We start from the raw sequence: 25816 nt of genomic DNA on the forward strand, positions 1-25816 counted from the left end.
CGCCGGCCGTCCGCCTCGGCCCGCTCCCGCCTGTTCCTTGCAGGTCGCCTGTTCCTTGCAGGTCAGCACGATTGTCAGTGGCCGGGTGCAGGATGGGTGGCATGGTCAGCTCCGCACACCGAGCCCTCGACGGCTTCTCGCCCGCGACCCGCGGCTGGTTCACGGGGGCGTTCTCCGCGCCCACCGCGGCCCAGGCGGGCGCGTGGCAGGCCATCCGCGAGGGCTCGGACGTGCTGGTGGTCGCCCCCACCGGCTCGGGCAAGACGCTGGCCGCGTTCCTCGCCGCCCTTGACCAGCTGGCCTCGACCCCTTCCCCGGCCGACCCGAAGAAGCGCTGCCGGGTGCTGTACGTGTCACCGCTGAAGGCGCTCGCGGTCGACGTCGAGCGGAACCTGCGCAGCCCGCTGACCGGTATCCGCCAGGAGTCCGTGCGCCTGGGCCTGCCCGAGCCCGAGGTGAAGGTCGGCATCCGCTCCGGCGACACCCCGGCCGCCGAGCGGCGCGCGCTGTCCACGCGTCCGCCGGACATCCTGATCACCACCCCCGAGTCGCTGTTCCTGATGCTCACGTCTGCCACGCGGGACGCGCTGACGGGCGTGGAGACGGTGATCCTGGACGAGGTGCACGCGGTCGCGGGCACCAAGCGCGGCGCGCACCTCGCGCTGTCCCTGGAGCGGTTGGACGAGCTGCTGCCGAGGCCGGCCCGCCGGATCGGCCTGTCGGCGACCGTGCGGCCGGTGGACGAGGTGGCCCGGTATCTCTCGCCGCGCCGCAAGGCGGAGATCGTCCAGCCGGAGTCCGGCAAGGAGTTCGACCTCTCCGTCGTCGTCCCGGTCGAGGACATGGGCGAGCTGGGCGGCTCCCCGGCGGCCGACGGCAACGAGGGGACGGAGAAGCCGTCGATCTGGCCGCATGTGGAGGAGCGGATCGCCGACCTGGTCCAGGCCCACCGCTCCACGATCGTGTTCGCCAACTCCCGGCGCCTGGCCGAGCGGCTGTGCAACCGGCTCAACGAGATCGCCTACGAGCGGGCGACCGGCGAGACGCTGCAGGAGCACCATGCCCCGGCCGAGCTGATGGGCGGCTCGGGAGCGGCCCAGGGCGCGCCCCCGGTGATCGCCCGCGCGCACCACGGCTCGGTCTCCAAGGAGCAGCGGGCCCTCGTCGAGGAGGACCTGAAGGCGGGCCGGCTGCCCGCCGTGGTCGCCACGTCCAGCCTGGAGCTGGGCATCGACATGGGCGCCGTCGACCTCGTCGTGCAGGTCGAGTCCCCGCCCTCGGTGGCCTCCGGGCTCCAGCGCGTCGGCCGCGCGGGGCACCAGGTGGGCGCAGTCTCCACCGGTGTGGTCTTCCCCAAGTACCGGGGCGACCTGGTCCAGTCGGCCGTGGTCACCGAGCGGATGCGCACCGGTGCCATCGAGTCCCTGAGGGTCCCCGCGAACCCGCTGGACGTGCTGGCCCAGCAGCTCGTCGCCATGACGGCGCTGGACACCTGGCAGTTCGACGACCTGCTCGCCACGGTCCGCCGCGCCGCCCCCTTCGCCTCGCTGCCCGAGTCGGCGTTCACGGCGACCCTGGACATGCTGGCGGGCCGCTACCCGTCCGACGCGTTCGCCGAGCTGCGCCCGCGCGTGGTGTGGGACCGCGTCGCCGGCACGATCACCGGCCGGCCGGGCGCCCAGCGCCTCGCCGTCACCTCCGGCGGCACGATCCCCGACCGCGGCCTCTTCGGGGTCTTCCTCGCCGGTTCCGACCCCAAGAAGGGCGGCGGCCGGGTCGGCGAGCTCGACGAGGAGATGGTGTACGAGTCCCGGGTGGGGGACGTCTTCACGCTGGGCACGAGTTCCTGGCGCATCGAGGACATCACACGCGACCGGGTGCTGGTCTCCCCCGCGCCGGGCGTGCCGGGAAGGCTGCCGTTCTGGAAGGGCGACCAGCTGGGCCGTCCGCTCGAACTGGGTCGTGCGGTGGGCGCGTTCCTGCGCGAGGTCGGCTCGCTGCCCAAGGACGACGCCCGGCTGCGTCTGCTCGCGGCGGGCCTGGACACATGGGCGGCGGACAACGTCCTGTCCTACCTGGACGAGCAGCGCGAGGCCTGCGGCCATGTCCCGGACGACCGCACGATCGTGGTCGAGCGCTTCCGCGACGAGCTGGGCGACTGGCGGGTCGTCGTCCACTCCCCCTTCGGCGCCCAGGTGCACGCCCCCTGGGCTCTCGCGCTCGGCGCCCGCCTCGCGGAGCGGTACGGCATGGACGCGCAGGTCATGCACGCCGACGACGGCATCGTGCTGCGTCTGCCCGACGCCGACCTGATGGGCCTGGACCTGCTCGACCAGGAGCCCATGAAGGCGGGCACCGAATACGACAGCGAGCAGGCTCCGGTGGGCGCGGCGGACGTCGGCTTCGACAAGGGCGAGGTCGACCAGATCGTCACCGACCAGGTCGGCGGCTCCGCCCTGTTCGCCTCCCGGTTCCGGGAGTGCGCGGCCCGCGCGCTGCTGCTGCCGCGCCGCAACCCCGGCAAGCGCACGCCCCTGTGGCAGCAGCGCCAGCGGGCGGCCCAGCTTTTGCAGGTGGCCAGCGAGTTCGGCTCGTTCCCGATCGTCCTGGAAGCGGTCCGCGAGTGCCTCCAGGACGTCTTCGACGTCCCTGGCCTCGTGGAGCTGATGGGCGACATCGAGTCCCGCAAGGTCCGCCTGGTCGAGGTCACCACCCCGGAGCCGTCCCCGTTCGCCCGGTCCCTCCTTTTCGGGTACGTCGCCCAGTTCCTGTACGAGGGCGACTCCCCGCTCGCCGAGCGCCGCGCCGCCGCGCTGTCCCTGGACTCCCGGCTGCTGGCGGAGCTGCTGGGCCAGGCGGAGCTGCGCGAGCTGCTCGACGCGGAGGTACTGGCCGAGCTGGAGCGCGAGCTGCAGTGGCTGACGCAGGACCGGCGCGTCAAGGACGTGGAGGGCGTGGCCGACGTGCTGCGCCTGCTCGGCCCGCTGACCGACGCCGAGCTGGCCGAGCGGGGCGCCGAGCCGCAGTGGGCACGGGAGCTGGCCGCTGCCCGCCGGGTCATCCGGGTCCGTATCGCGGGCAGGGACCACTGGGCGGCCGTCGAGGACGCGGGCCGGCTGCGCGACGCGCTCGGCACGGCACTGCCGGTCGGTGTCCCCGAGGCGTTCACCGAGCCGGTGAAGGACCCGCTCGGCGACCTCCTCGCGCGCCACGCCCGCACCCACGGTCCCTTCACGTCGGCCACCGCGGCGGCCCGCTTCGGCCTGGGCGTGGCGGTCACCGAGGGCGCCCTGCAGCGGCTGGCCGCGAACGGCCGTGTCGTGCAGGGCGAGTTCCACCCGGCGGGCATCGGCCAGGAGTGGTGCGACGCCGCCGTACTGCGCCGGCTGCGCCGCCGCTCCCTGGCCGCGCTGCGCCACGAGCTGGAGCCGGTGCCGCCGGCCGCCCTGGCGCAGTTCCTGCCGCAGTGGCAGCACATCGGCAAGGGTCACGGTCTGCGCGGCATCGACGGACTGGTGCGCGCCGTCGAGCAGTTGCAGGGTGCCTCCGTGCCGGCCTCCGCGCTGGAGAAGCTGGTCCTGCCCTCCCGGGTGGCGGGTTACACGCCGTCGATGCTCGACGAACTGACCTCCGCCGGCGAGGTGGTGTGGGCCGGAGCGGGCGCCCTGCCCGGCAAGGACGGCTGGGTCTCGCTGTACATGGCGGACGCGGCGCCGGTGCTCCTGCCGCCGCCGCATCCCCTGGAGCCGACCGCGCTCCACCAGTCCGTCCTGGACGCGCTCTCCGGCGGCTACGGCCTGTTCTTCCGCCAGATCGCCGACCAGATCCGCGCCACCACCCACCCCGACGTCACCGATCCCCAACTGGCCGACGCCCTGTGGGACCTGGCGTGGTCGGGGCGGCTCACCAACGACACCCTCGCCCCGATGCGCTCCCTGCTGGGCTCGGGCCGTACGGCGGGCTCGACGGCGCACCGTGCCAAGCGCACCGTCCCGCGCGGCCGCTACGGCTCCCTGACGGCCGCGGCCCGCCCCGCCTCCCGCACCGGCCCGCCCACGGTGGCCGGCCGCTGGGCCCTGCTGCCCGCGGCCGAGCCGGACGCCACCGTGCGCGCCCACGCGCTGGCCCGCGCCCTCCTCGACCGGCACGGTGTGGTCACCCGGGGAGCGGTCGCCGCGGAGGGCGTCGAGGGCGGCTTCTCGGCGGTGTACCGCGTGCTGTCGGCGTTCGAGGAGAGCGGTCAGGCGCGGCGCGGCTACGTGGTCGAGGGCCTGGGGGCAGCCCAGTTCGCGATGGACGGCGCGGTCGACCGTCTCCGCGCGGTGTCCAACGCCCGCGATCGCGGCGAGGGCCTGCCCGCCCCGGGCCCGAACGTCTTCGGCAGCGGAAACCCGCTGTTCCTCGACGGCGGCCACACCACCCCGAACGTCTTCGACCAGGCCGACGCCGGACGCGCCCACCCGGGTCTCGACGGCGACTTCACCTGGCCGCCCGAGGACCACCCGGCCACGCGGGACGACTTCACCTGGCCACCGGAGAACCGTCGCGCCGACGAGTACGTCTCCCCCCGCGACCTTGCTCCCCCCGACCCCTTCGCGTCCCCCGGCTACGGCGGCCCCCGTGGCGGCGCGGCCACCCCGTACGGCTCACCGGCAAGCCGCGGCTTCGGCGACCGTCGTACGCGACCGTCGTCCCCCGACCCGCGCGCCGTGGTCCTCGCCGCGGCCGACCCCGCCAACGCCTACGGCGCGGCGCTCCCCTGGCCCGAGCCGCCGAACGGGGCCGGGCACAAGCCGGGCCGCAAGGCGGGCTCCCTGGTCGTGCTGGTGGAGGGCGAGTTGACGCTGTACATGGAGCGCGGCGGCAAGACGCTGCTGGCCTGGCCCTCGGACCCGGATGCCGCCGCCACCGACGATCCACGGCTGGGCACGGCCGCTGAGGCCCTGGCCGCAGCCGCCCGCGCGGGCTCGCTGGGCACGGTCACGGTGGAGCGGATCAACGGCGCCCAGGCCCTGACCTCTCCTCTGGGCACCCTGCTGGAGGCAGCGGGCTTCATCGCCACGCCGCGCGGTCTGCGGCTGAGAGCCTGAGCACGGCGGTCCCGGGGAGCATCGGCCCCCTGGGTACGCCGCCCCGCGTCACCCCACCGTGGCACCCTTGACGCATGCCCGAAGGTGACACGGTCTGGCAGGCCGCGAGGCGGCTGCACGAGGCCCTCGCGGGCAAGGTACTGACCCGCAGCGACTTCCGGGTGCCGAAATACGCGACGGTCGACCTCACGGGCCGTACGGTCCTGAGCACGACCCCGCGCGGCAAACACCTGCTCACCCGCTTCGAGGGCGACCTGACCCTGCACACGCACCTGCGCATGGAGGGCGCCTGGAAGGTGTACGGCACGGACGAGCGCTGGCGGGGCGGCCCGGCGCACCAGATCCGGGCGATCCTCGGCACCCTCGATCGCACCGCCGTCGGCTATCGCCTCCAGGTGCTGGAGTTGCTGCGCACCGGCGAGGAGGAGCGCGTCGTCGGCCACCTGGGACCCGACCTGCTCGGTCCGGACTGGGACCCCGAGCGTGCCCTCGCCAACCTCCTCGCGGACCCCGCCCGCCCCCTCGGCGAGGCCCTGCTCGACCAGCGCAATCTCGCCGGCATCGGCAACGTCTACAAGAGCGAGCTGTGCTTCCTGCTCGGCGTGACGCCCTGGCTGCCGGCAGGCGTCCTGCCCGCGGACCGCGCCGCCAAGCTGCCCGCCCTCGCCAAGAAGCTCCTGGAGGCCAACCGCGACCGCCCGGTCCGCCAGACCACGGGTCTGCCCCGGCAGGACCTGTTCGTGTACGGCCGTGCGTCCCGCCCCTGTCTGCGCTGCCGCACACCGGTGAGGGTGGCCGACCAGGGCGACGGATCCCAGGAGCGCCCCACCTACTGGTGCCCGACCTGCCAGACGGGCCCCGCACCGGCGCCGGGGACAGCACAGCAGTGGCGCAGCCGCTATCCCCGTCCGACTAATTGACGGGCCGTCAGAAACGCTCGTACCGTCCCTGTATGCCCCTCAAGGCGTACGACCTCACCGGACGCACCGCGTTCGTCACCGGAGCCGCCGGCGGCATCGGCCGGGCCTCCGCCGTCCTGCTCGCATCGGCGGGTGCCACGGTGCACTGCGCCGACCTGGACGCGGACGGCCTGCACGGCACGGCCAAGCTGATCGAGGACTGCGGCGGCACGGCCCGCACACACGCCGTCGACGTCACCGACCGAGCCGCCCTCGCGGCGGCCGTCCACTCCTGCGGGCACCTGGACGCCATGGCTGCGATCGCCGGGATCATGCACAGCAGCCCGGTCCTGGAGACCCGGGACGAGGATCTGGACCGCGTCCTGAACGTCAACTTCAAGGGTGTGCTGTACGCCTGCCAGGAGGCGGCCCGGCTGATGCTCGCCCACGGCACCCGGGGCAGCATCGTCACCATGGCCTCCGGCGCGGTCGACACCGGCGGCCCCGGACTGCTCTGCTACGGCGCGGCGAAAGCGGCCGTGGTCCAGCTGACGAAGACGCTGGCCACCGAGGTCGGCCGGTACGGCATCCGGGTCAACGCGGTCGCACCGGGCTGGATCCGGACGCCCATGACCGACCGTCACGACCAGGAAGCGCAGGCGCACACCGAGTCCCTGATGGCCCGGATGTCCCCGCTGGGCCGGGTCGGCGAGCCGGACGACGTCGCGCACACGGTGCTGTACCTGGCGTCGGACGCCTCGGCGTTCACGACGGGTCAGATCCTGCGTCCGAACGGGGGCGTGACGATGCCCTGGTAGCGCCCTCCGCCCGCCAGGCAGCCGCCCACCGCCCCGTTTCCACCGCTCCCACCGCACACCTCTTGGACACACAGTGCACCGGCAGCACGCTCAGTCCCCATCCGCTGACCGCGACGGCCCCTTCGAGCACCCCGGCGCCGGACCCCACGGCGATCCGCAGGACCGCCCACCACCAGACCGCCCCCAGCCCGAGCGCAGCCCCCCAGCGCAGTATCCGCCCCACCATGGCCGCCACCTCCAGCGGGAAGCTAGAACGCCTCGTGACCCGCACGGGAGGCGCACCGAGGGCTCACCGATGCAACACCGGGCACTCCGACACGCTCACGCGTTCTCCGCCTGGAACATCCAGTGATGCTTCTCCAGGTCCGCCGTGATGCCGATGAAGATGTCCTGGGACACCGGATCCGCCTCTCCGGTCCCCTGGACCCGCTCCCGCATCCGGGTGATCACCGCACCCAGGGCGTCCACCATCGTGCGGACAGCGTCCGTGTCCTTGATCCAGCCGGCCGGGGCGGTCCCGATGCCGCTGGCCGAGGCCACCGTGGCCGCACGCCCGTCGGGCGGGACACCGAGGGCGGACGCCCGCTCGGCCACCGTGTCGGAGTGTGTGCGGGCGGAGTCGACGACCTCGTCGAGCTGGAGGTGGATGGACCGGAAGCGGGGTCCGACGACGTTCCAGTGGATCTGCTTGGCGACCAGCGAGAGGTCCACCAGGTCGACCAGGGCGCCGTGCAGCGCCTCGGACACGGTCTTCAGATCGTCATCGGGCAACGGGCTCTTCACGACGTACATCCACTTTCCTCCGGTGTATTCGGCGCAGGCACGTCCCTCCACGATGACCGCCCCACCGAATACCGGCAAATGGAGGCAAAAGAGACACGAATCACACGCCCGGAGCACACAAAAGCCTCGGCCGGGCTTCCCCAGGGAGACCTGGGGAAGCCCGGCCGAGGCTTCACGCCTTCCGGGTGGCTAAGCCGCGCACACGGATGTCACGCGGCGACCACGTCCACCGCTCCGGCGGGCGCCTTGATGGTCACCCGTTCCGGTGGCACGCCGGCCACCGACACGGTGCCCAGCACCGGACGGACCGGCGTGGGTACGGGCTCGGTAGCCGCGGCGGACTGGGCCAGCTCGGCGAGCGCCAGTTCGTCGCTCACCTCTCGCATCAGTTCCGACATCCGTACGTCCAGCGCGTCGCAGATGGCGGAGAGCAGCTCGGAGGAAGCCTCCTTCTGCCCCCGCTCCACCTCGGAGAGATAGCCGAGTGAGACTCGGGCGGACGAGGAGACTTCGCGCAGAGTACGGCCCTGGCGTTGGCGCTGCCGACGCAGCACGTCACCAAGCAGGCGACGGAGCAGAATCATCGGTGGCTCCCTCCTCGGACCGCGTAGCCGCATCCTTCTCGCCCCACCGTACCGCCTCGCGCCGCGGCCGTGCGGGGAGCGATGTCGTGTTCACTCAGGGCTGTAAACATCAAAACCCCCCGTTCCGTTCCGTATCCTGTGCCCGCTCATTCCCGGTCTGTTCGCCCGCCAGCTCCCTCAGAAGCAGTGCGAGTACGCTCCGTACACTCTCCATACGAATTTCCGCACGGTCGCCGTTCAACCGCAGGGCCGCTACTTTTCCGCCACCGGCAGAACCGGAGTTGGCGGTGAGAGGCCCGTCGACGGCCACGAAGACCGTTCCGACGGGCCGGCCGTCCTGCGGTTCGGGTCCGGCGACTCCGGTCGTCGCGATACCCCAGTCGGCTCCCAGGGCTTTGCGGACCCCGGCCGCCATCTGGGCCGCGACCTGCGGATCCACCGCCCCCTGCGCCGCCAGCAGAGTGGCGTCGACGCCGAGCACCTCATGCTTCAGGTCGGTGGCGTAGGCGGTGACCGAACCCCGGAAGACCTTGGACGCCCCGGGGACGGCCGTGATCTCCGCCGCGACAAGACCACCGGTGAGCGACTCCGCCACGGCGAGGCTCTCGCCCCTCACGGTCAGTAGTCGCACCAGTTCGGTGGCCGGGGAACTCACGCTTCCTTCTCCTCCAACGCGGCCGCGCGCTCGGCGATTCCCTGCCGGCGCAGCACAATGGCTTGTCTCACGTAGTCGAGGCCGGTGACGACGGTGAGGACGACCGCCACGGCCATCACCCAGAACCTCAGGGTCGCCAGCCACCCCGTCAGTGCCAGGACGTACATCCCGACGGCCACGCCCTGGGTGAGCGTCTTGAGCTTGCCGCCCCGGCTCGCGGGGATCACGCCGTAGCGAATGACCAGAAAACGCATCAGCGTGATGCCGAGTTCCCGGCCGAGGATCACGGCCGTCACCCACCACGGGAGGTCGCCCAGGGCGGACAGACAGATGAGCGCCGCCCCCATGATCGCCTTGTCGGCGATGGGGTCGGCGATCTTCCCGAAGTCGGTGACCAGGTTGTAGGTGCGCGCCAGATGCCCGTCGAACAGATCGGTGATCATGGCGACGGCGAAGGCCGCCCAGGCCAGCGAGCGCCAGGCCGGGTCGTAGCCGCCGTCCGCCAGCATCAGCGCCACGAAACCGGGCACCAGCAGCAGCCGGAGCATCGTCAGCAGATTGGCGACGTTCCACAGGCTGGCCTGGTTGACGGCCGCGGCCGCGATCTTCGCGCCGCGCGGGGGCTTCGCACCTTCGGCGGCGGAGTCGGAAGCGGGACCGGAGACCTCGGAAACAGCGCCGTCGGCAGCTGCGGCGGAACCCCGCGCGCCCTGCGCGCCGGAGGAGCCGCCCGCGGCGGATGCCGGGACTCCGGTCATCTGCCCGCCTCCTCACTACACGCGAGCGAGCCGGTGAGCGGCTCGGCGACGAGGTCGACACCTTCCGTACCGACCACCTTCGCCTCGACCATACGTCCGACGCTCAGGCCCTCGCCGCTCGTGAGCAGCACCTGTCCGTCCGTCTCCGGCGCCTGGTGCTCGGCACGGCCGTACACGCCCTCTTCCTCGTCCACGGACTCCACGAGGACGCGCACGGTCTCGCCGAGGCGTTCCTCGGTGCGCTGCGAGACGAGATCCTCGGCGAGCCGGGAGATGTGGGCCAGGCGCTCGGCGACGACGTCCTCGTCGAGCTTGTTCTCGTACGTCGCCGCCTCCGTGCCCTCCTCGTCGGAGTAGCCGAAGACACCGATGGCGTCCAGGCGGGCGCTGTTCAGGAAGCGCTCCAGCTCGGCCAGGTCCGACTCGGTCTCGCCGGGGAAGCCGACGATGAAGTTGGAGCGCACACCGGCCTCGGGGGCCTTGCTGCGGATGGTGTCCAGCAGCTCCAGGAAGCGGTCGGTGTCGCCGAAGCGGCGCATGGCGCGCAGCACGTCGGGCGCGGAGTGCTGGAAGGACAGGTCGAAGTAGGGGACGACCTTCGGGGTGGACGTCAGGACGTCGATCAGGCCGGGGCGCATCTCGGCCGGCTGCAGGTAGCTCACCCGCACCCGCTCGATGCCGTCGACCTCGGCCAGCTCCGGCAGCAGGGACTCCAGCAGGCGGATGTCGCCCAGGTCCTTGCCGTAGGAGGTGTTGTTCTCGGAGACCAGCATGATCTCCTTGACGCCCTGCTCGGCCAGCCACCGCGTCTCGTTCAGCACGTCGCTCGGGCGGCGGGAGATGAAGGAGCCACGGAAGGACGGGATGGCGCAGAAGGAGCAGCGCCGGTCACAGCCGGAGGCGAGCTTGACGGAGGCGACCGGGGCGCCGTCCAGGCGGCGGCGCAGGGGCGCACGGGGGCCGGAGGCGGGCGCGACCCCTTCCGGGAGGTCGGACGGGCCGTGGCCGGGCAGCGCGACGGAGGCGGCCGACTCCTGCCGCTCGGCCGGGCTGATCGGCAGCAGCTTGCGCCGGTCACGCGGGGTGTGGGCGGCGTGGATGCCGCCGGACAGGATGGTCTGCAGGCGGTCGGAGATGTCGGCGTAGTCGTCGAAGCCGAGCACGCCGTCGGCCTCGGGCAGGGCCTCGGCGAGTTCCTTGCCGTACCGCTCGGCCATGCAGCCCACCGCCACGACGGCCTGGGTTCTTCCATGGTCCTTGAGGTCGTTGGCCTCCAGCAGGGCGTCCACGGAGTCCTTCTTGGCGGCTTCGACGAAGCCACAGGTGTTGACCACGGCGACGTCGGCGTCCGCGGCGTCCTCGACGAGCTGCCAGCCGTCCGCCTCCAAACGGCCTGCGAGCTCCTCCGAGTCCACCTCGTTACGGGCGCAGCCGAGAGTGACGAGAGCGACGGTACGGCGTTCAGGCATGGGCTCAAGACTACTTCGTCTGTCAGACACCCCATGTCGAAGGGGTTGGCCGATCTTGGCCAACCCCTTCGCGTCCGCTCCCCCAGGGGCCCGTCATCCGGCCTCGGGGTCGCCCTTCGTGTACGTGAGGCGTTCCACAGCGCCCGGCTGGAAGTTGTCCTCGATCTTCTTTCCGTTGACGTAGAGCTGGATCGCGCCGGCGTCACCGAGGATGAGGTTGATCTTGGAGCTGTCCTGGAAGGTCTTGGACTCGCCCTTCTTCAGCAGCCCGTCGAAGAGCATCCGGCCGTTGTGGTCCTTGGCGGAGATCCAGCTGCGCCCGCCCGCGGCACTGACCTGGACGGTCACCTTGTCCTGCGGGGCGGCCGCGATGGCGCTGTCGGACGCCTCGGAGGTCGGCGCGGCGGGCTTGTCCTTCTTGGGCGTGGGCGAGGCGGCCTTGCTGGGGGTGGGCGAAGTGGCGCCGTCGGCCACCTGCGACTTGGCGTCGTTCCCGGTGTCGCCGCCCTTGAAGGCGGTGAAGCCGACGAAGCCGACGACGGCGACGATCGCGGCGACCATGGCCGCGGTCCAGTTGGGCCCGCGCCGCTCGGGGCGGATACGTTCCGCCTCGAACAGGGGCGCCGCCGGAGTGGGTGCCGGCCGCCCGCCGTGCGCGGCGTCGAACTGCGCGATCAGCGGAGCGGGGTCCAGATGGACGGCCTTGGCCAGCGTGCGGATGTGCCCACGGGCGTAGACGTCCCCGCCACAGGGGGCGAAGTCGTCCGCCTCGATGGCGTGCACGATGGCGATACGGACACGAGTGGCGCTGCTGACGTCGTCGACGGTGAGCCCGGCCTCGATGCGCGCCTGCTTCAGGGCGCGTCCCACTGAGGGACGGACTTCCTCCGACGCATCCTGGAACGGACGCTCGTCTTCAGGGGAGTTGCCGATGGACACGGGGGCGCCTTTCGAGCGTGTGAGCCACCTGTGCTGGAGGTTCAGTCTAGGGGGGTGCGAAACGATGAGGCGACCGGGCGGTGCTATTTGTACGCCATCGGAACGGCCGCTCATCCCAACGGCGGGCCAGGCACAAAGCCCACAGTGAGCCCCTAACCTGTCCTCTCGCTCAACTTGACGTGCGACAAAGGGAAACGGTTGCTCGCAGATCTCTAACGGGTGGATCACGGTCCTGCCGCCACCCGGCGTAAACCCGACACGCCGGGCGGACCGCAGCCCTATCCGTCAGACTCCCCTCGAATCAGCGCGAGCACGCCGTCCAGTTCGTCAGGTTTCACAAGAACGTCACGTGCCTTGGATCCCTCGCTGGGCCCGACGATGTTCCGGGACTCCATCAGGTCCATGAGCCGCCCGGCCTTGGCGAAGCCGACGCGCAGCTTGCGCTGGAGCATGGACGTCGACCCGAACTGGGTGGAGACCACCAGCTCGGCCGCCTGGCACAGCAGGTCGAGGTCGTCGCCGATGTCCTCGTCGATCTCCTTCTTCTGCTTGGTGCCCACGGTGACGTCGTCCCGGAAGACCGGCGCCATCTGGTCCTTGCAGTGCTGCACGACGAGCGCGACCTCGGCCTCGGTCACGAACGCGCCCTGCATACGGGTCGGCTTGTTCGCGCCCATCGGCAGGAACAGGCCGTCGCCCTTGCCGATCAGCTTCTCGGCGCCGGGCTGGTCGAGGATGACCCGGGAGTCGGCGAGCGAGGAGGTGGCGAACGCCAGCCGGGAGGGCACGTTGGCCTTGATCAGGCCGGTGACCACGTCGACCGACGGGCGCTGGGTGGCGAGCACCAGGTGGATGCCGGCCGCGCGTGCGAGCTGCGTGATGCGCACGATCGCGTCCTCGACGTCCCGCGGCGCGACCATCATCAGGTCGGCCAGCTCGTCCACGATCACCAGCAGGTACGGGTAGGGCTGCAGCTCCCGCTCGCTGCCCTCGGGCAGCTTCACCTTGCCGTCGCGGATGGCCTTGTTGAAGTCGTCGATGTGCCGGAAGCCGAACGCGGCCAGGTCGTCGTAGCGCAGGTCCATCTCGCGCACGACCCACTGCAGCGCCTCGGCGGCCCGCTTGGGGTTGGTGATGATCGGCGTGATCAGGTGCGGGATGCCCTCGTAGGCGGTCAGCTCGACGCGCTTGGGGTCGACCAGGATCATCCGGACGTCGTCCGGGGTCGCCCGCATCATGACCGAGGTGATCAGGCAGTTGATGCACGAGGACTTGCCGGAACCGGTCGCACCGGCGACGAGCATGTGCGGCATCTTCGCGAGCGAGTGCATCACGTACCCGCCCTCGACGTCCTTGCCGAAGGCGACCAGCATCGGGTCGTCGTCCTCGGCGGACTCCGCGAGGCGCAGCACGTCGCCGAGGTTGACCATCTCCCGGTCGGTGTTCGGGATCTCGATGCCGACCGCGGACTTGCCCGGGATGGGGCTGATGATCCGCACGTCCGGACTGGCCACGGCGTACGCGATGTTCTTGGTCAGCGCGGTGATCCGCTCCACCTTCACGGCGGGGCCGAGCTGGACCTCGTAGCGGGTGACCGTCGGGCCACGGGTGAACCCGGTGACGTCGGCGTCCACCTTGAACTCGGAGAAGACGTTGCGCAGGGAGCCGACGATCGCGTCGTTCGCCTCGCTGCGGACCTTGCCGGGGCCTCCACGCGTGAGGAGGTCGAGCGACGGCAGCGAGTAGGTGATGTCCCCGGAGAGCTGGAGCTGCTCCGCGCGCGCGGGCAGGTCACGGGACTCCTCGGGGGCCGCCTTCGTGAGGTCGGGGACGCTCGCGACCTTCAGCTTCTCCTGCTTGGGGCGCGCGGCGGGCGCGGGAACCGGGGCCGGCGTGGGCTCCGGCGACGGAGCGGGAACCGGTGTGGTCTCCTCGCGGTCGCCCACGCTCACCCCCTGGGTGAGGTCGGCGACGAGCGCGGACGGCGGCATGCCGTGCAGGACGGCACCGTCGAGGGCGGCAGCGGCGGCCGCGGCGACGTCCACCGCGTCCATCTGGCGCTGCAGATCGGGCTGGGGCACCGCGGAGCGCCTGGGGCGGCCGCGGCGCTGCGAGAGGGCCTCCTCCTCGGCGCCGTCGGGGTCGTACGCCTGGGGGACGCTCCGGCGCCGTCGGGGGCGTGCGGGCAGATCCTCGCGCCACTGCTCCTCGTACCGCGTGTCGTCCTCGGAGGGCTCGTACTCCTCCGGGTCGGGCAGCAGGCCCAGGCGCACGCCGAGCGCGCGCAGCCGCTGCGGGATGGCGTTGACCGGGGTGGCGGTGACCACCAGCAGCCCGAAGATCGTCAGCAGTACCAGCAGCGGTACGGCGAGCACCTCGCTCATGGTGTACGTCAGCGGGGTCGCCGCCGCCCAGCCGATGAGGCCGCCGGCGTCCCTTATGGCCTGCATGCCGTCGCCGCGGGCGGGCGAACCGCAGGCGATGTGGACCTGGCCGAGCACGCCGATGACGAGCGCGGACAGACCGATCACGATCCGCCCGTTGGCCTCCGGCTTCTCCGGGTGCCGGATGAACCGTACGGCGATCACCGCGAGCAGTATCGGCACCAGCAGGTCGAGCCGGCCGAAGGCGCCGGTGACCAGGATCTCCACCAGATCACCGACGGGACCGCGCAGATCGGCCCACGTACCGGCGGCGACGATCAGCGCGATGCCGAAGAGCAGCAGCGCGACACCGTCCTTGCGGTGGGCCGGGTCGAGGTTCTTCGCGCCCTGCCCTATGCCCCGGAAGACGGCGCCGACCGCGTGCGCGAGACCGAGCCAGACGGCGCGCACGAGCCGGTACACGCCCCCCGTGGGATTCGGTGCCGGCTTCGGAGGCGCGGCCTTCTTCGCCGGAGCCTTCTTGGCGGGCGCCTTCTTGGCCGGGGCCTTCTTCGCTGCGGCCTTCCTCGCCGGAGCCTTCGCGGGAGCGGCCGCCTTCTTCGCGGGCTGCTTCTTGGCTGCGGAGGGACGTGAGGCCATGGGTGTGAGGTTACCGGGGGAGACGACAGTGGACACGCGTGCCCACTGCTTCACCCGTTCGTGTCGCCCTTGCCGGGGCGCGGAACTGACGCACGCTCATGGGCAACTGTGCCCCCGGCGAGTGTCAGTTCTGCGTCGGCACCGACGCGGTACCGCTGCCCGCACCGGGCTCCAGCGCGTCGAGCGCACGGCGCAGCCCGGTGAGTTTGCGTTCCAGATGCGCAGCCGTGGCCACCGCTGCCGCGTCCGCCGACTCGTCGTCCAGCTGCTTGGACAGCGCCTCGGCCTGCTCCTCGACGGCCGCGAGCCGCGCCGACAGCTCGGCGAGCAGCCCGGCCGACTCCTTGCCGCCGACCGCGCCCTTGCCGCCGCCCTCCAACTGGAGCCGCAGCAGCGCCGCCTGCTCGCGCAGCTGGCAGTTCTTCATGTACAGCTCGACGAAGACGGACACCTTCGCGCGCAGCACCCACGGGTCGAACGGCTTCGAGATGTAGTCGACAGCGCCCGCCGCGTAGCCCCGGAAGGTGTGGTGGGGACCGTGGTTGATCGCGGTGAGGAAGATGATCGGGATGTCCCGGGTCCGCTCCCGCCGCTTGATGTGCGCCGCGGTCTCGAAGCCGTCCATGCCCGGCATCTGGACATCCAGCAGAATGACCGCGAAGTCGTCCGTGAGTAGTGCTTTGAGCGCTTCCTCCCCGGACGATGCCCGCACCAGCGTCTGATCGAGCGCAGAGAGGATGGCCTCCAGCGCCAGCAGATTCTCCGGCCGGTCATCGACCAGGAGGATCTTGGCCTTCTGCACCATGGCCCGCCCTCCTCGCCCCGGCGGTACACCGGGCGCCGCCCCAGGGGACGACTCCCTTTCGCCGCCCGTCCTTGTGCCGGTCATCGTAGCCGCACCCCGCCCGTCGCCACACCCTGTCACCGCGATGTCACTGTGCACGCAACGGAAACGCCGCGAGAGACCGGAAAGTTCCCGGAATCCGGGATTCCCACACGCCCCCGGCCCCTTCGGAACGACAACTCCGAGTGCACACCCAAGGTTCCCGCAGCGTTCACATCCGCGCCGGTCACCCCGTCACTCCTCACGCATCCACTGCCGCATGACGGCCAGCAGATGGTCCGGATCGACCGGCTTCGTCACGTAGTCGGAGGCACCCGACTCGATCGCCTTCTCCCGGTCGCCCTTCATCGCCTTCGCGGTCAGCGCGATGATCGGCAGCCCCGCGAACTGCGGCATCCTGCGGATCGCCGTGGTCGTCGCGTACCCGTCCATCTCGGGCATCATGATGTCCATCAGCACGACCGCCACGTCGTCGTGCTGCTCCAGCACCTCGATGCCCTCGCGGCCGTTCTCGGCGTACAGCACCGACAGCCCGTGCTGCTCCAGGACGCTGGTGAGCGCGAACACGTTGCGGATGTCGTCGTCGACGATCAGCACCTTCTCACCACCGAACCGTACCGCTCGGGCCGACTGCGGCGCGCTCTCCTGCTCGCCGACCGTCGCCCACCGCTCGGGGCGGTGCTCGACCGGCGGCAGGCTCCGGCGGCGGCGCCGGAAGAGCGCGGCGGCACCGTTCTGCGTCTCCTGGTACGACTTCACCTCCGCCGGCGTCTCGATCTCCACGGCGGACAGCTCCAGCGACAGCCCGGCCGCGGAGGCGACCAGCTCGCCGGCCTCCAGCGGGGTCACGGACTGCTGGTAGCCCTGCGGCGGCAGTTCGCTCGGGTGCAGCGGCAGGTACAGCGTGAACGTCGAGCCGCGGCCGGGCTCGCTCTGCGCGTAAATCTCACCGCCGAGCAGCTGCGCGATCTCCCGCGAGATGGACAGGCCGAGGCCCGTGCCGCCGTACTTGCGGCTGGTCGTGCCGTCCGCCTGCTTGAACGCCTCGAAGATCACCCGCATCTTGCTCGCCGCGATACCGATGCCGGTGTCGGTCACCGAGAACGCGATCAGCGGCGCGTCCGGATCGCTGAGCGAGCCGGCCTCCAGCAACTGCTCACGGATGACCTGCGGCACACCGGAACCGGCGGGCCGGATCACCAGCTCGACCGACCCGGAGTCGGTGAACTTCACCGCGTTCGACAGCAGGTTCCGCAGCACCTGCAGCAGCCGCTGCTCGTCGGTGTGCAGGGTCGCGGGCAGCTCCGGGGAGACCCGCACGGACAGGTCCAGGCCCTTCTCCGCCGTCAACGGCCGGAAAGTGGCCTCCACGTAGTCCACGAGCTGGACGAGCGCGATACGCGTCGGGGAGACGTCCATCTTGCCCGCCTCGACCTTCGACAGGTCGAGGATGTCGTTGATCAGCTGGAGCAGGTCGGATCCCGCGCCGTGGATGGTCTCGGCGAACTCCACCTGCTTCGGCGTGAGGTTGGTGTCCGCGTTGTCGGCGAGCAGCTTGGCCAGGATCAGCAGCGAGTTGAGCGGCGTACGCAGCTCGTGCGACATGTTGGCGAGGAATTCGCTCTTGTAGCGCATCGACACCGCGAGCTGTTCGGCACGCTCCTCCAGAACCTGCCGGGCCTCCTCGATCTCGGTGTTCTTCACCTCGATGTCCCGGTTCTGCCGGGCCAGCAGCTCGGCCTTCTCCTCCAGTTCGGCGTTGGAGGCCTGCAGCGCCTTCTGCCGGTTCTCCAACTCCGCCGACCGCTCACGGAGTTGCTCGGTCAGCTCCTGCGACTGCTTCAGCAGCAGCTCGGTCTTGGTGTTGACCGAGATGGTGTTGACGCTGGTCGCGATCATCTCGGCGATCTGGTTGAGGAAGTCCTTCTGGATCTGCGTGAACGGCGTGAAGGACGCCAGCTCGATCACACCGAGCACTTTGCCCTCGAAGAGGACCGGCAACACGATCACCTGCGCGGGCGGGGCCTCGCCGAGCCCGGAGGAGATCTTCAGATAGCCGCTCGGCGCGTTCTCGACCAGGATCGTGCGCTTCTCCGTGGCGGCCGTGCCGATCAGCGCCTCACCGGGCCGGAACGACGTCGGCATGGAGCCCATCGAGTAGCCGTACGAGCCGAGCATCCGCAGCTCGTAGCGGTCCTCGGCGTCGACGCTGAGGTCCTGGCCGTCCATCAGCGGCATCGTCAGGAAGAACGCGCCGTGCTGCGCGGAGACCACCGGCGTCAGCTCGCTCATGATGAGCGAAGCCACGTCCGCCAGGTCCCGGCGGCCCTGCATCAGCGCCGAGATGCGGGCGAGGTTGCCCTTGAGCCAGTCCTGCTCCTTGTTGGCGATCGTGGTGTCACGCAGGTTGGCGATCATCTTGTTGATGTAGTCCTGCAGCTCCTGAATCTCGCCGGACGCGTCGACGTCGATCTTCAGGTTCAGGTCGCCGCGGGTCACCGCGGTCGCCACGCGCGCGATGGCGCGCACCTGCCGCGTCAGGTTCCCGGCCATCTCGTTCACCGACTCGGTGAGGTCCCGCCAGGTGCCGTCGACGTCACGCACGCGTGCCTGACCGCCGAGCTGCCCCTCGGTGCCCACCTCGCGGGCCACCCGGGTGACCTCCTCGGCGAAACTGGACAGCTGGTCGACCATCGTGTTGATCGTCGTCTTGAGTTCGAGGATCTCACCGCGCGCGTCGATGTCGATCTTCTTCGTCAGGTCACCCTTGGCGATGGCCGTGGTCACCATGGCGATGTTGCGCACCTGACCGGTCAGGTTGGACGCCATCTGGTTCACGGACTCGGTGAGGTCCTTCCACGTTCCGGCCACACCCGGAACGTGCGCCTGACCACCCAGGATCCCGTCCGTGCCCACCTCACGGGCCACCTTGGTGACCTGGTCGGCGAACGAACTCAGCGTCTTCACCATCGTGTTGAAGGTGTCGGCGAGCTGCGCCACCTCACCGCTCGCCTCGATCGTCACCTGACGCGTCAGGTCACCGTTGGCGACGGCCGCGGCGACCTGGGAGATGTTGCGCACCTGCATGGTCAGGTTGTTGGCCATCAGGTTGACGTTGTTGCTCAGGTCCTTCCAGATGCCCGTGACACCCGGAACGTGCGCCTGGCCGCCCAGGATGCCCTCGGTGCCCACCTCACGGGCCACCCGGGTCACCTGCTCGGCGAAACTGGACAGCTGGTCGACCATCGTGTTGACGGTCGTGACGAGCTCGAGGATCTCGCCCTTCGCGTCAACGGTGATCTTCTTGGACAGGTCACCCTTGGCGACCGCCGTCGTCACCTCGGCGATGTTGCGCACCTGGATGGTCAGGTTGTTCGCCATGAAGTTCACGGACTGCGTGAGGTCCTTCCAGGTGCCGGAGACTCCCTGGACCTCGGCCTGACCGCCGAGGATGCCCTCCGTACCCACCTCACGGGCCACCCGGGTGACCTCCTGGGCGAACGACGACAGCTGGTCGACCATCGTGTTCAGCGTGTTCTTCAGCTCCAGGATCTCCCCGCGCGCGTCCACGGTGATCTTCTGGGAGAGGTCACCGCGGGCCACAGCCGTGGCCACCTGGGCGATGTTGCGCACCTGGGCGGTGAGGTTGCCGGCCATGCCGTTCACCGAGTCGGTGAGGTCCCGCCACACACCGGCCACGCCCGGCACCTGCGCCTGACCGCCGAGCCGGCCCTCGGTACCCACGTCCCGGGCCACCCGGGTCACCTGGTCCGCGAAGGCGGAGAGCTGGTCGACCATCGTGTTGATGGTGTTCTTCAGCTCGAGGATCTCCCCGCGCGCGTCGACGTCGATCTTCTGCGAGAGGTCACCGTTGGCCACCGCCGTCGTCACCTGGGCGATGTTGCGCACCTGCGACGTCAGGTTTCCGGCCATGAAGTTGACGGAGTCCGTCAGCTCCTTCCAGGTGCCCGAGACACCGTCCACCCTGGCCTGGCCGCCCAGCCGGCCCTCGGTACCCACGTCCCGGGCCATCCGCGTGACCTGGTCCGCGAACGAGGACAGCTGGTCCACCATCGTGTTCACGGTGTTCTTCAGCTGGAGCATCTCGCCGGAGACATCGACGGTGACCTTCTGCGAGAGGTCACCGTTGGCCACCGCCGTCGTCACCTGGGCGATGTTGCGCACCTGGCCGGTCAGGTTGCGGAACGCCGTGTTGACGGAGTCCGTCAGGTCCTTCCACGTACCGGCCGCACCCGACACCTGTGCCTGGCCGCCCAGTTCACCCTCGACGCCGATCTCCCGCGCGACCCGGGTCACCTCGGAACCGAACGCCGACAGCTGGTCCACCATGCCGTTGACGGTGTTCTTCAGCTCCAGCATCTCGCCGGCCACGTCGACGGTGACCTTCTGCGACAGGTCACCACTGGCCACGGCGGTCGTCACCGCGGCGATGTCCCTCACCTGTGTGGTCAGATTCCGGAACACCGTGTTGACGGAATCCGTCAGGTCCTTCCAGGTGCCGGCAGCGCCCGGCACGTTCGCCTGCCCGCCGAGCCGGCCCTCCCCACCGACCTCGTTGGCCACACGCGTGACCTCGTCCGCGAAGATCCGCAGGGTCTCCGTCATCTGGTTGATCGTCTCGGCGAGCTGCGCGACCTCACCGCGCGCCGGAACCGTCACCTTCTGCGACAGGTCACCGTTCGCGACCGCAGTCGTGACCTGGGAGATCCCCCGCACCTGCGCGGTCAGGTTGCCCGCCATCGTGTTGACGGAGTCGGTCAGCTCCTTCCACACGCCGGCCACCCCGGGCACCTGCGCCTGGCCGCCCAGGATGCCCTCGGTGCCCACCTCACGGGCCACCCGGGTCACCTCGGAGGAGAAGGAGGACAGCTGCTCCACCATCGTGTTGACGGTGTTCTTCAGCTCCAGCATCTCGCCGGCGACATGCACCGTGACCTTGCGTGACAGATCGCCCCGCGCGACCGCCGTCGTCACCAGGGCGATGTCGCGCACCTGAGCGGTCAGACGGTTCGCCATCGTGTTGACGGACTCGGTCAGGTCCTTCCACGAACCGGACATACCGCGCACCCGGGCCTGGCCGCCGAGCTTGCCCTCGGTGCCGACCTCGCTGGCCACGCGCGTGACCTCGTCGGTGAACGTCGACAGCTGGTCGACCAGGTTGTTGACGGTACGGCCGACCTTCAGGAACTCGCCCCGCAGCGGATGCCCGGTTCCGTCGGGCGCCTGGGTGCGCAGGTCCATCCGCGGCGACAGATCACCCTCGGCGACCGCCGTCAGGACCCGGCTGACCTCCGAGACGGGCCAGACGAGATCGTCGACCAGCGCGTTGGAGTTGTCGATCGCGGCCGCCCACGAGCCCTCGCAGGCACCTGTTTCCAGCCGTTCCGTGAGCTTTCCCTCACGCCCGACCATGCGCCGCACCCTCGACAGCTCACCGGTCAGATGCAGATTCCGGTCCGCGACCTCGTTGAAGACCGCGGCGATCTCCGACATCACGCCGTCGCCGGACACCGTGAGCCGCTTGCGGAAGTTGCCGTCACGCATCGACACGAGGGCCGCCAGCAGCCGGTTCAGGGCAGCCGTGTCCACGGCGGTGGTGCCGCCGTTCCTGCCCAGGGACGGTCCGCCCTTCGCGCGCGTCTTCGTGCCCCGCGTCCCTGCGCCAGACTCCACTGCGTCCCTCCCGAAGGGGTAGACCATCACTGCCGTGCTCACCGCGTCGGCCCGGCAGGCCGATCACCCGGCTCACCGAATACTTCCGCGCATTCGTTACTGCTCGGTATTTCTGCCAGACGAGATCCGGCCACACCAGAGGCTGCTGCCCTCCGTACACGGAACACACGCAGCATGACCGGACCTTCATCAGAAGCTTGCCCAGTGTTTCACCCCGGCCGAACCAGGCCATAACAGTTCGGCAGCTTCGCACATCGTCCGCACACCCTGGGGGCGTAAACACCGGCGACCGGCATCCGCTCGGAGGGCGAAGGTAAGTAACCTTGCATGCGGCTGTCCAGCCACACCGGTCCGACCGGCCTGGGCGGTGGCACGAGCACGAGCGGGCATCGGAGGGGCGACCGCAGACCATGACCACCGGACTGATCCCCGGGGGACATACCCCGGAGCCACGGCCGACGGGCGAACGGATGCCGCAGCAGCGGCGCGAGCCGGTCGGCCACGCTGCCCTGCACGTCGACAACCGGCCGAGGAGTTCTGTGATCACCGCGCGCGCGGCCGCCAGTTTCGAGCCCGTCGGGCGGTCCGTCGCGACCGCCAGGTCCTTCGTCCGAGACACCCTCCAGGGCTGGGGCTTCGCCGACGTCGTCGACGACGCGGTGGTCCTCACCAGCGAACTGGTGACCAACGCGGTGGTGCACGCGGGCACACACGCGGAAGTGCTGTGCCTGCGCACCGAGGACGGCGTGCGCATCGAGGTCTCGGACCGCTACCCGGAGCGCGAGGTCCCCCTGCAGGCCTCGCCGGCCTCCATGGGCAGCCCCGACCGCGAGGGCGGCCGCGGCCTGCAGCTGTGCGCGGCCCTGGCGGCCCGCTGGGGCGTGGACTACACCCCCACCCACAAGAACGTCTGGTTCCACCTCAATCTGCCCGAGCGTCCGGTCGGCACCCGCGCCGCCGGCCCCTCCCTCCCCGCCGACCTCCTCCCGCTCGCCGACGGCCGGGTGCGCGTCGCGGTCCTCCAGATCGACCGGAAGGGCTCCATCAGCAGCTGGAACGAGGACGCGGAGGAGCTGTTCGGCTACCCGGCCCCCGAGGTCATCGGCAAGCCCCTCACCGACCTCGCCGCCTGGCCGCACACCCCGGGCACCGGCACCGGCATCGCCGAAGCCCTCCAGCTCTCACGCTGGGAGGGCAGTTACGGCGTCCGCGGCTCCGACGGCCGCGTGGCCCCGGTCTACGCCTCCCACCTCAGGGTCCGCGACACCGGCGGCGAACCCTCCACCGTGTGCCTCCTGGTGCGGGACCACGAACGCGCGGTCCTGCAGACGCCGTTGCGCGGCCCCGCCACCGACCAGACAGCAGGTTCCGACGGCCAGAGCGCCGACCCCTTCGAGGTGTTCATCGGCTCCCCCGCCCCGGACGACCTCGACGGCCTCCTGCAACGCACGGTGGAGCGCGCCCGCGACATGCTCGACGGCGACTCCGCGTTCCTGCTGCTGGCCACCGACGACGAGACCGAGCTGGAGGTCCGGGCCTCCACCGGCCTGCCCTCCGCCCGCCAGCGCTTCGCCCGCGTCCCGGTCGAGGCCGGCCCCGGCCGGTACGGCTCCGCGCGCATGCCCGCCGTCCACGACGACCTCACCGCCGTACCCGGAGCCGTACCGCTGCTGTCCGGCACCGGTATGCGCTCGGTCGTCACGGTCCCGCTGAAGGTCGAGGGCCGCCTCACGGGCTCCCTCGGCGTGGCGGCCGAGGCACCCGGCCGGTACTCCAACGAGGAGGCGCTGCGCCTGCAGTTCGCCGCCGACCGCATCGCCCTGGCCGTCGAGTCGGCCCGCCTCGGTGAGCTGGAGCGGCTGCGCCGAGGTTCCCTGAGCTTCCTGGTCGAGGCCTCCGACCTGCTGGCAGGCACCCTGGACCGCGACCAGACCCTGGCCCTGATGGCCCAGATGACGGTCCCGACGCTGGCCACCTGGTGCGCCGTCTACACGATCGCCGACCAGGCTTCCGAGCCGTACCTGTCGTACGTGCTGCACGAGGACGAGGAGCTCATCGACGGCATCAAGTCGCTGCTGTCGAAGGTGCCCGCGCCCGACCCGGTAACCACTCCCGGCGCCCGGGTCTGGACCGCTCCCGGCGAGGTCGCCCACCAGGCGGCCCTGCGCTCCTCGATGCGCAGCCTCGGCCTGTCCGGCGGCCCCGCCCGGCAGGTCTCCTCGGGCATCGGCCCGACGCTCGCGACGGCCTCCGCCGTCGGCGGCGAGACGGTCGTCCTGCCGCTCGTCGCCCGCAACCGCGTCATCGGCATGCTGACCCTGGGCAAGCCCACCGACGAGCACTTCCGCCAGGAGATCCTCGAACTGGCCGAGGACCTGAGCCGCCGGGCCGCGCTCGCCCTGGACAACGCCCGCCTGTACTCGGAGCGCACGGCCATCAGCCAGTCCCTCCAGCGCAGCCTGCTCCCGCCCGGCCTGCCGCACATCGACGGCGTCGAGGTCGAGGTCATCTACCGCGCGGCCGGCGAGGGCAACGAGGTCGGCGGTGACTTCTACGACCTCTTCCCGATCGGCAACGGCGCCTACGGCTTCGCCATCGGCGACGTCTGCGGTACGGGTCCGAACGCGGCGGCGGTCACGGGCCTGGCCCGGCACGCACTGCGCCTGCTGGCCCGCGAGGGCCTGTCCGGCCCGGCAGTTCTCGAGCGCCTGAACTCCGCGATCCTCGACGAGGGCGACCGCAGCCGATTCCTGACCCTGCTGTACGGCGAGTTGCGGCCGCAGGAGGACGGCAGCGCCGAGCTGAAGGTGGTCTGCGCCGGCCACCCCCTCCCGCTGCGGCTGCGCCAGGACGGCACCGTGACGGCTGCGGCCGAGCCCCAGCCGCTGCTCGGCGTCATCGAGGACCTGGAGCTGTACGAGGAGACGGTCACCCTCGACCCCGGCGACGTCCTCCTCTGCGTCACGGACGGCGTCACCGAACGCCGCGAGGGCACGCGCATGCTGGGCGACGACGGCCTCGCCGACGTCCTCACCACCTGCACGGGCCTCACGGCGGGCGCGGTCGCGGCACGCATCATGCGTGCCGTGGAACGCTTCGCGTCCGACGCCCCGTCCGACGACATGGCGATCCTGGCGATGCGGGTGCCGGGGCTTCACAAGGACTGAAGCCCCCGGGCCCGCCCGGGCATCCGTAGAAACGACAAAAGCCCCGCCCGATAGGGCGAGGCCTTCATTGCTGAGCCCCCAAACGGAATCGAACCGTTGACCTTCTCCTTACCATGGAGACGCTCTGCCGACTGAGCTATGGGGGCCTTGTCTTTTTCGAGGTTTCCCTCGCGGCGACAGGAAAAGAGTACCCCGAACAGGGCCGTTTCCCAAATTCGTTCGGTGCCCGTTCAGAAGGCGGGTTGGAGCAAACCGCCAAGGGCGTTGCAGGCAGAGACGATCCGCTGCATCTCACGCTTCGTCAGGGAGGCGTCCACGGGCAGCGCGAGCGTCTCGTCCGCTGCCCGCTCGGTCTCCGGCAGCGCCACGCAGCGCCGGAACTCGGGCAGTCGGTGCACGGGCGTCTTCACGGGAACGCGGCACTCAACTCCCCTGGCCCGCAAGGCCCGGGCGAAGGCATCGCGGTCCGGCCGGCCATTGCCCGGCACCCGCACCACGTACTGCTGGTAGGTGTGGCAGTCACCCCCGTCCGGGGTGCTCACGCCCTTCAGCTTGGCGTCGAGATAGGCGGCCCGCTCCCGGCGCTGCGCCATCTCGTCGTACGGCGCCTCGGATTCGCCCTGTTCCAGCACGAGCAGTCCGTGCCGCTGTCCCACCTCGTGCAGCCGCGTGATGTCCGCACGCCGGCCGAACCGGTGGACCACAACGACCGCGACGGTTCGAGGAGTTACGGCCGCTTCCACGGCCGACGGGTCGAGACAGTAGGTGACCGGATCTATGTCGGCGAACACCGGAAGCGCACCCGCCAGGGTCACGGCCTCGGCCACTTCGACATTCCCGAAGGCCGGTACGACGACCTCGTCACCGACTCCGACGCCGGCGGCCCTGAGCATTGCAGCAGTACCCATGTGCTGGATGTTCCGCGCGCAACGTGAACGACACGTTAAGGAGAACGTAAAAAGGTCGGACCCCGAACCGAAGTTCAGGATCCGACCTTTTCAAAATTTGTTCGGCGGCGTCCTACTCTCCCACAGGGTCCCCCCTGCAGTACCATCGGCGCTGTGAGGCTTAGCTTCCGGGTTCGGAATGTAAC

At 70.7% G+C, this 25816-nt stretch carries 14 protein-coding genes, 1 tRNA gene and 1 rRNA gene; 4 read left to right on the forward strand and 12 right to left on the reverse strand.

The annotated features are described in order from the left end of the window. Positions 1-101: 101 nt before the first annotated feature. From AC07DS_RS40135 to AC07DS_RS40145, 3 genes are all read left to right on the forward strand, one after another. Positions 102-5090, forward strand: a complete 4989-nt coding sequence (locus AC07DS_RS40135) for an ATP-dependent helicase (protein ID WP_479153711.1) — start codon at positions 102-104, stop codon at positions 5088-5090. Positions 5091-5164: 74 nt separating this feature from the next. After that, entirely contained in the window at positions 5165-6010 is an 846-nt protein-coding gene (locus AC07DS_RS40140) for an Fpg/Nei family DNA glycosylase (protein WP_479153712.1), read from the forward strand. 32 nt (positions 6011-6042) lie between these two features. Further along, positions 6043-6807 carry an SDR family NAD(P)-dependent oxidoreductase gene (locus AC07DS_RS40145; protein WP_479153713.1) on the forward strand — a complete coding sequence of 255 codons (765 nt, stop codon included), beginning with the start codon at positions 6043-6045 and terminating at the stop codon, positions 6805-6807. A 321-nt stretch (positions 6808-7128) separates the two neighbouring features. On the opposite strand, the gene AC07DS_RS40150 is transcribed toward AC07DS_RS40145, so the two are convergent. From AC07DS_RS40150 to AC07DS_RS40190, 9 genes are all read right to left on the reverse strand, one after another. Next, entirely contained in the window at positions 7129-7599 is a 471-nt protein-coding gene (locus tag AC07DS_RS40150; protein WP_479153714.1) for a Dps family protein, read from the reverse strand. 200 nt (positions 7600-7799) lie between these two features. Then, positions 7800-8174: a helix-turn-helix domain-containing protein gene (locus tag AC07DS_RS40155; protein WP_145883012.1), complete on the reverse strand. Its 375-nt coding sequence runs from the start codon at positions 8172-8174 to the stop codon at positions 7800-7802. Between the two features lie 109 nt (positions 8175-8283). Beyond that, on the reverse strand, positions 8284-8829 hold the full coding sequence (locus AC07DS_RS40160; RefSeq protein WP_479153715.1) for a CinA family protein: 546 nt from the start codon (positions 8827-8829) through the stop codon (positions 8284-8286). Beyond that, on the reverse strand, positions 8826-9587 hold the full coding sequence (gene pgsA / locus AC07DS_RS40165) for a CDP-diacylglycerol--glycerol-3-phosphate 3-phosphatidyltransferase (protein WP_479153716.1): 762 nt from the start codon (positions 9585-9587) through the stop codon (positions 8826-8828). Before pgsA ends, AC07DS_RS40160 begins: the two co-directional genes overlap by 4 nt. Continuing rightward, the gene (gene rimO / locus AC07DS_RS40170) at positions 9584-11056 is read right to left on the reverse strand and encodes a 30S ribosomal protein S12 methylthiotransferase RimO (protein WP_479153717.1); all 1473 of its coding nucleotides are present in this window, start codon (positions 11054-11056) and stop codon (positions 9584-9586) included. Before rimO ends, pgsA begins: the two co-directional genes overlap by 4 nt. Positions 11057-11149: 93 nt before the next feature. Continuing rightward, entirely contained in the window at positions 11150-11995 is an 846-nt protein-coding gene (locus AC07DS_RS40175; RefSeq protein WP_479153718.1) for a helix-turn-helix domain-containing protein, read from the reverse strand. Between the two features lie 278 nt (positions 11996-12273). Next, entirely contained in the window at positions 12274-15018 is a 2745-nt protein-coding gene (locus AC07DS_RS40180; protein WP_479153719.1) for a DNA translocase FtsK, read from the reverse strand. 124 nt (positions 15019-15142) lie between these two features. Continuing rightward, complete coding sequence (locus AC07DS_RS40185) at positions 15143-15823, reverse strand: response regulator (protein ID WP_145883018.1); 681 nt, start codon at positions 15821-15823, stop codon at positions 15143-15145. A 273-nt stretch (positions 15824-16096) separates the two neighbouring features. Further along, positions 16097-21556, reverse strand: a complete 5460-nt coding sequence (locus AC07DS_RS40190) for a HAMP domain-containing protein (protein WP_479153720.1) — start codon at positions 21554-21556, stop codon at positions 16097-16099. Between the two features lie 410 nt (positions 21557-21966). Between AC07DS_RS40190 and AC07DS_RS40195 the strand changes: the two genes are divergently transcribed. Continuing rightward, a complete protein-coding gene (locus tag AC07DS_RS40195) occupies positions 21967-24723 on the forward strand; it encodes a SpoIIE family protein phosphatase (RefSeq protein WP_479153721.1) in 2757 nt (918 codons plus the stop codon). A 73-nt stretch (positions 24724-24796) separates the two neighbouring features. On the opposite strand, the gene AC07DS_RS40200 is transcribed toward AC07DS_RS40195, so the two are convergent. The 3 genes from AC07DS_RS40200 to rrf all read right to left on the reverse strand — a co-directional run. Beyond that, positions 24797-24869: transfer RNA gene (locus tag AC07DS_RS40200), tRNA-Thr, on the reverse strand. Between the two features lie 84 nt (positions 24870-24953). Then, positions 24954-25616 (reverse strand): DegT/DnrJ/EryC1/StrS family aminotransferase, encoded by a 663-nt coding sequence (locus tag AC07DS_RS40205; RefSeq protein WP_479153726.1) that lies wholly within the window; start codon positions 25614-25616, stop codon positions 24954-24956. Positions 25617-25730: 114 nt separating this feature from the next. Beyond that, positions 25731-25816: ribosomal RNA gene (gene rrf, locus AC07DS_RS40210) — 5S ribosomal RNA — on the reverse strand; the annotation flags it as partial.

Source organism: Streptomyces sp. NPDC044064 (assembly GCF_056434245.1).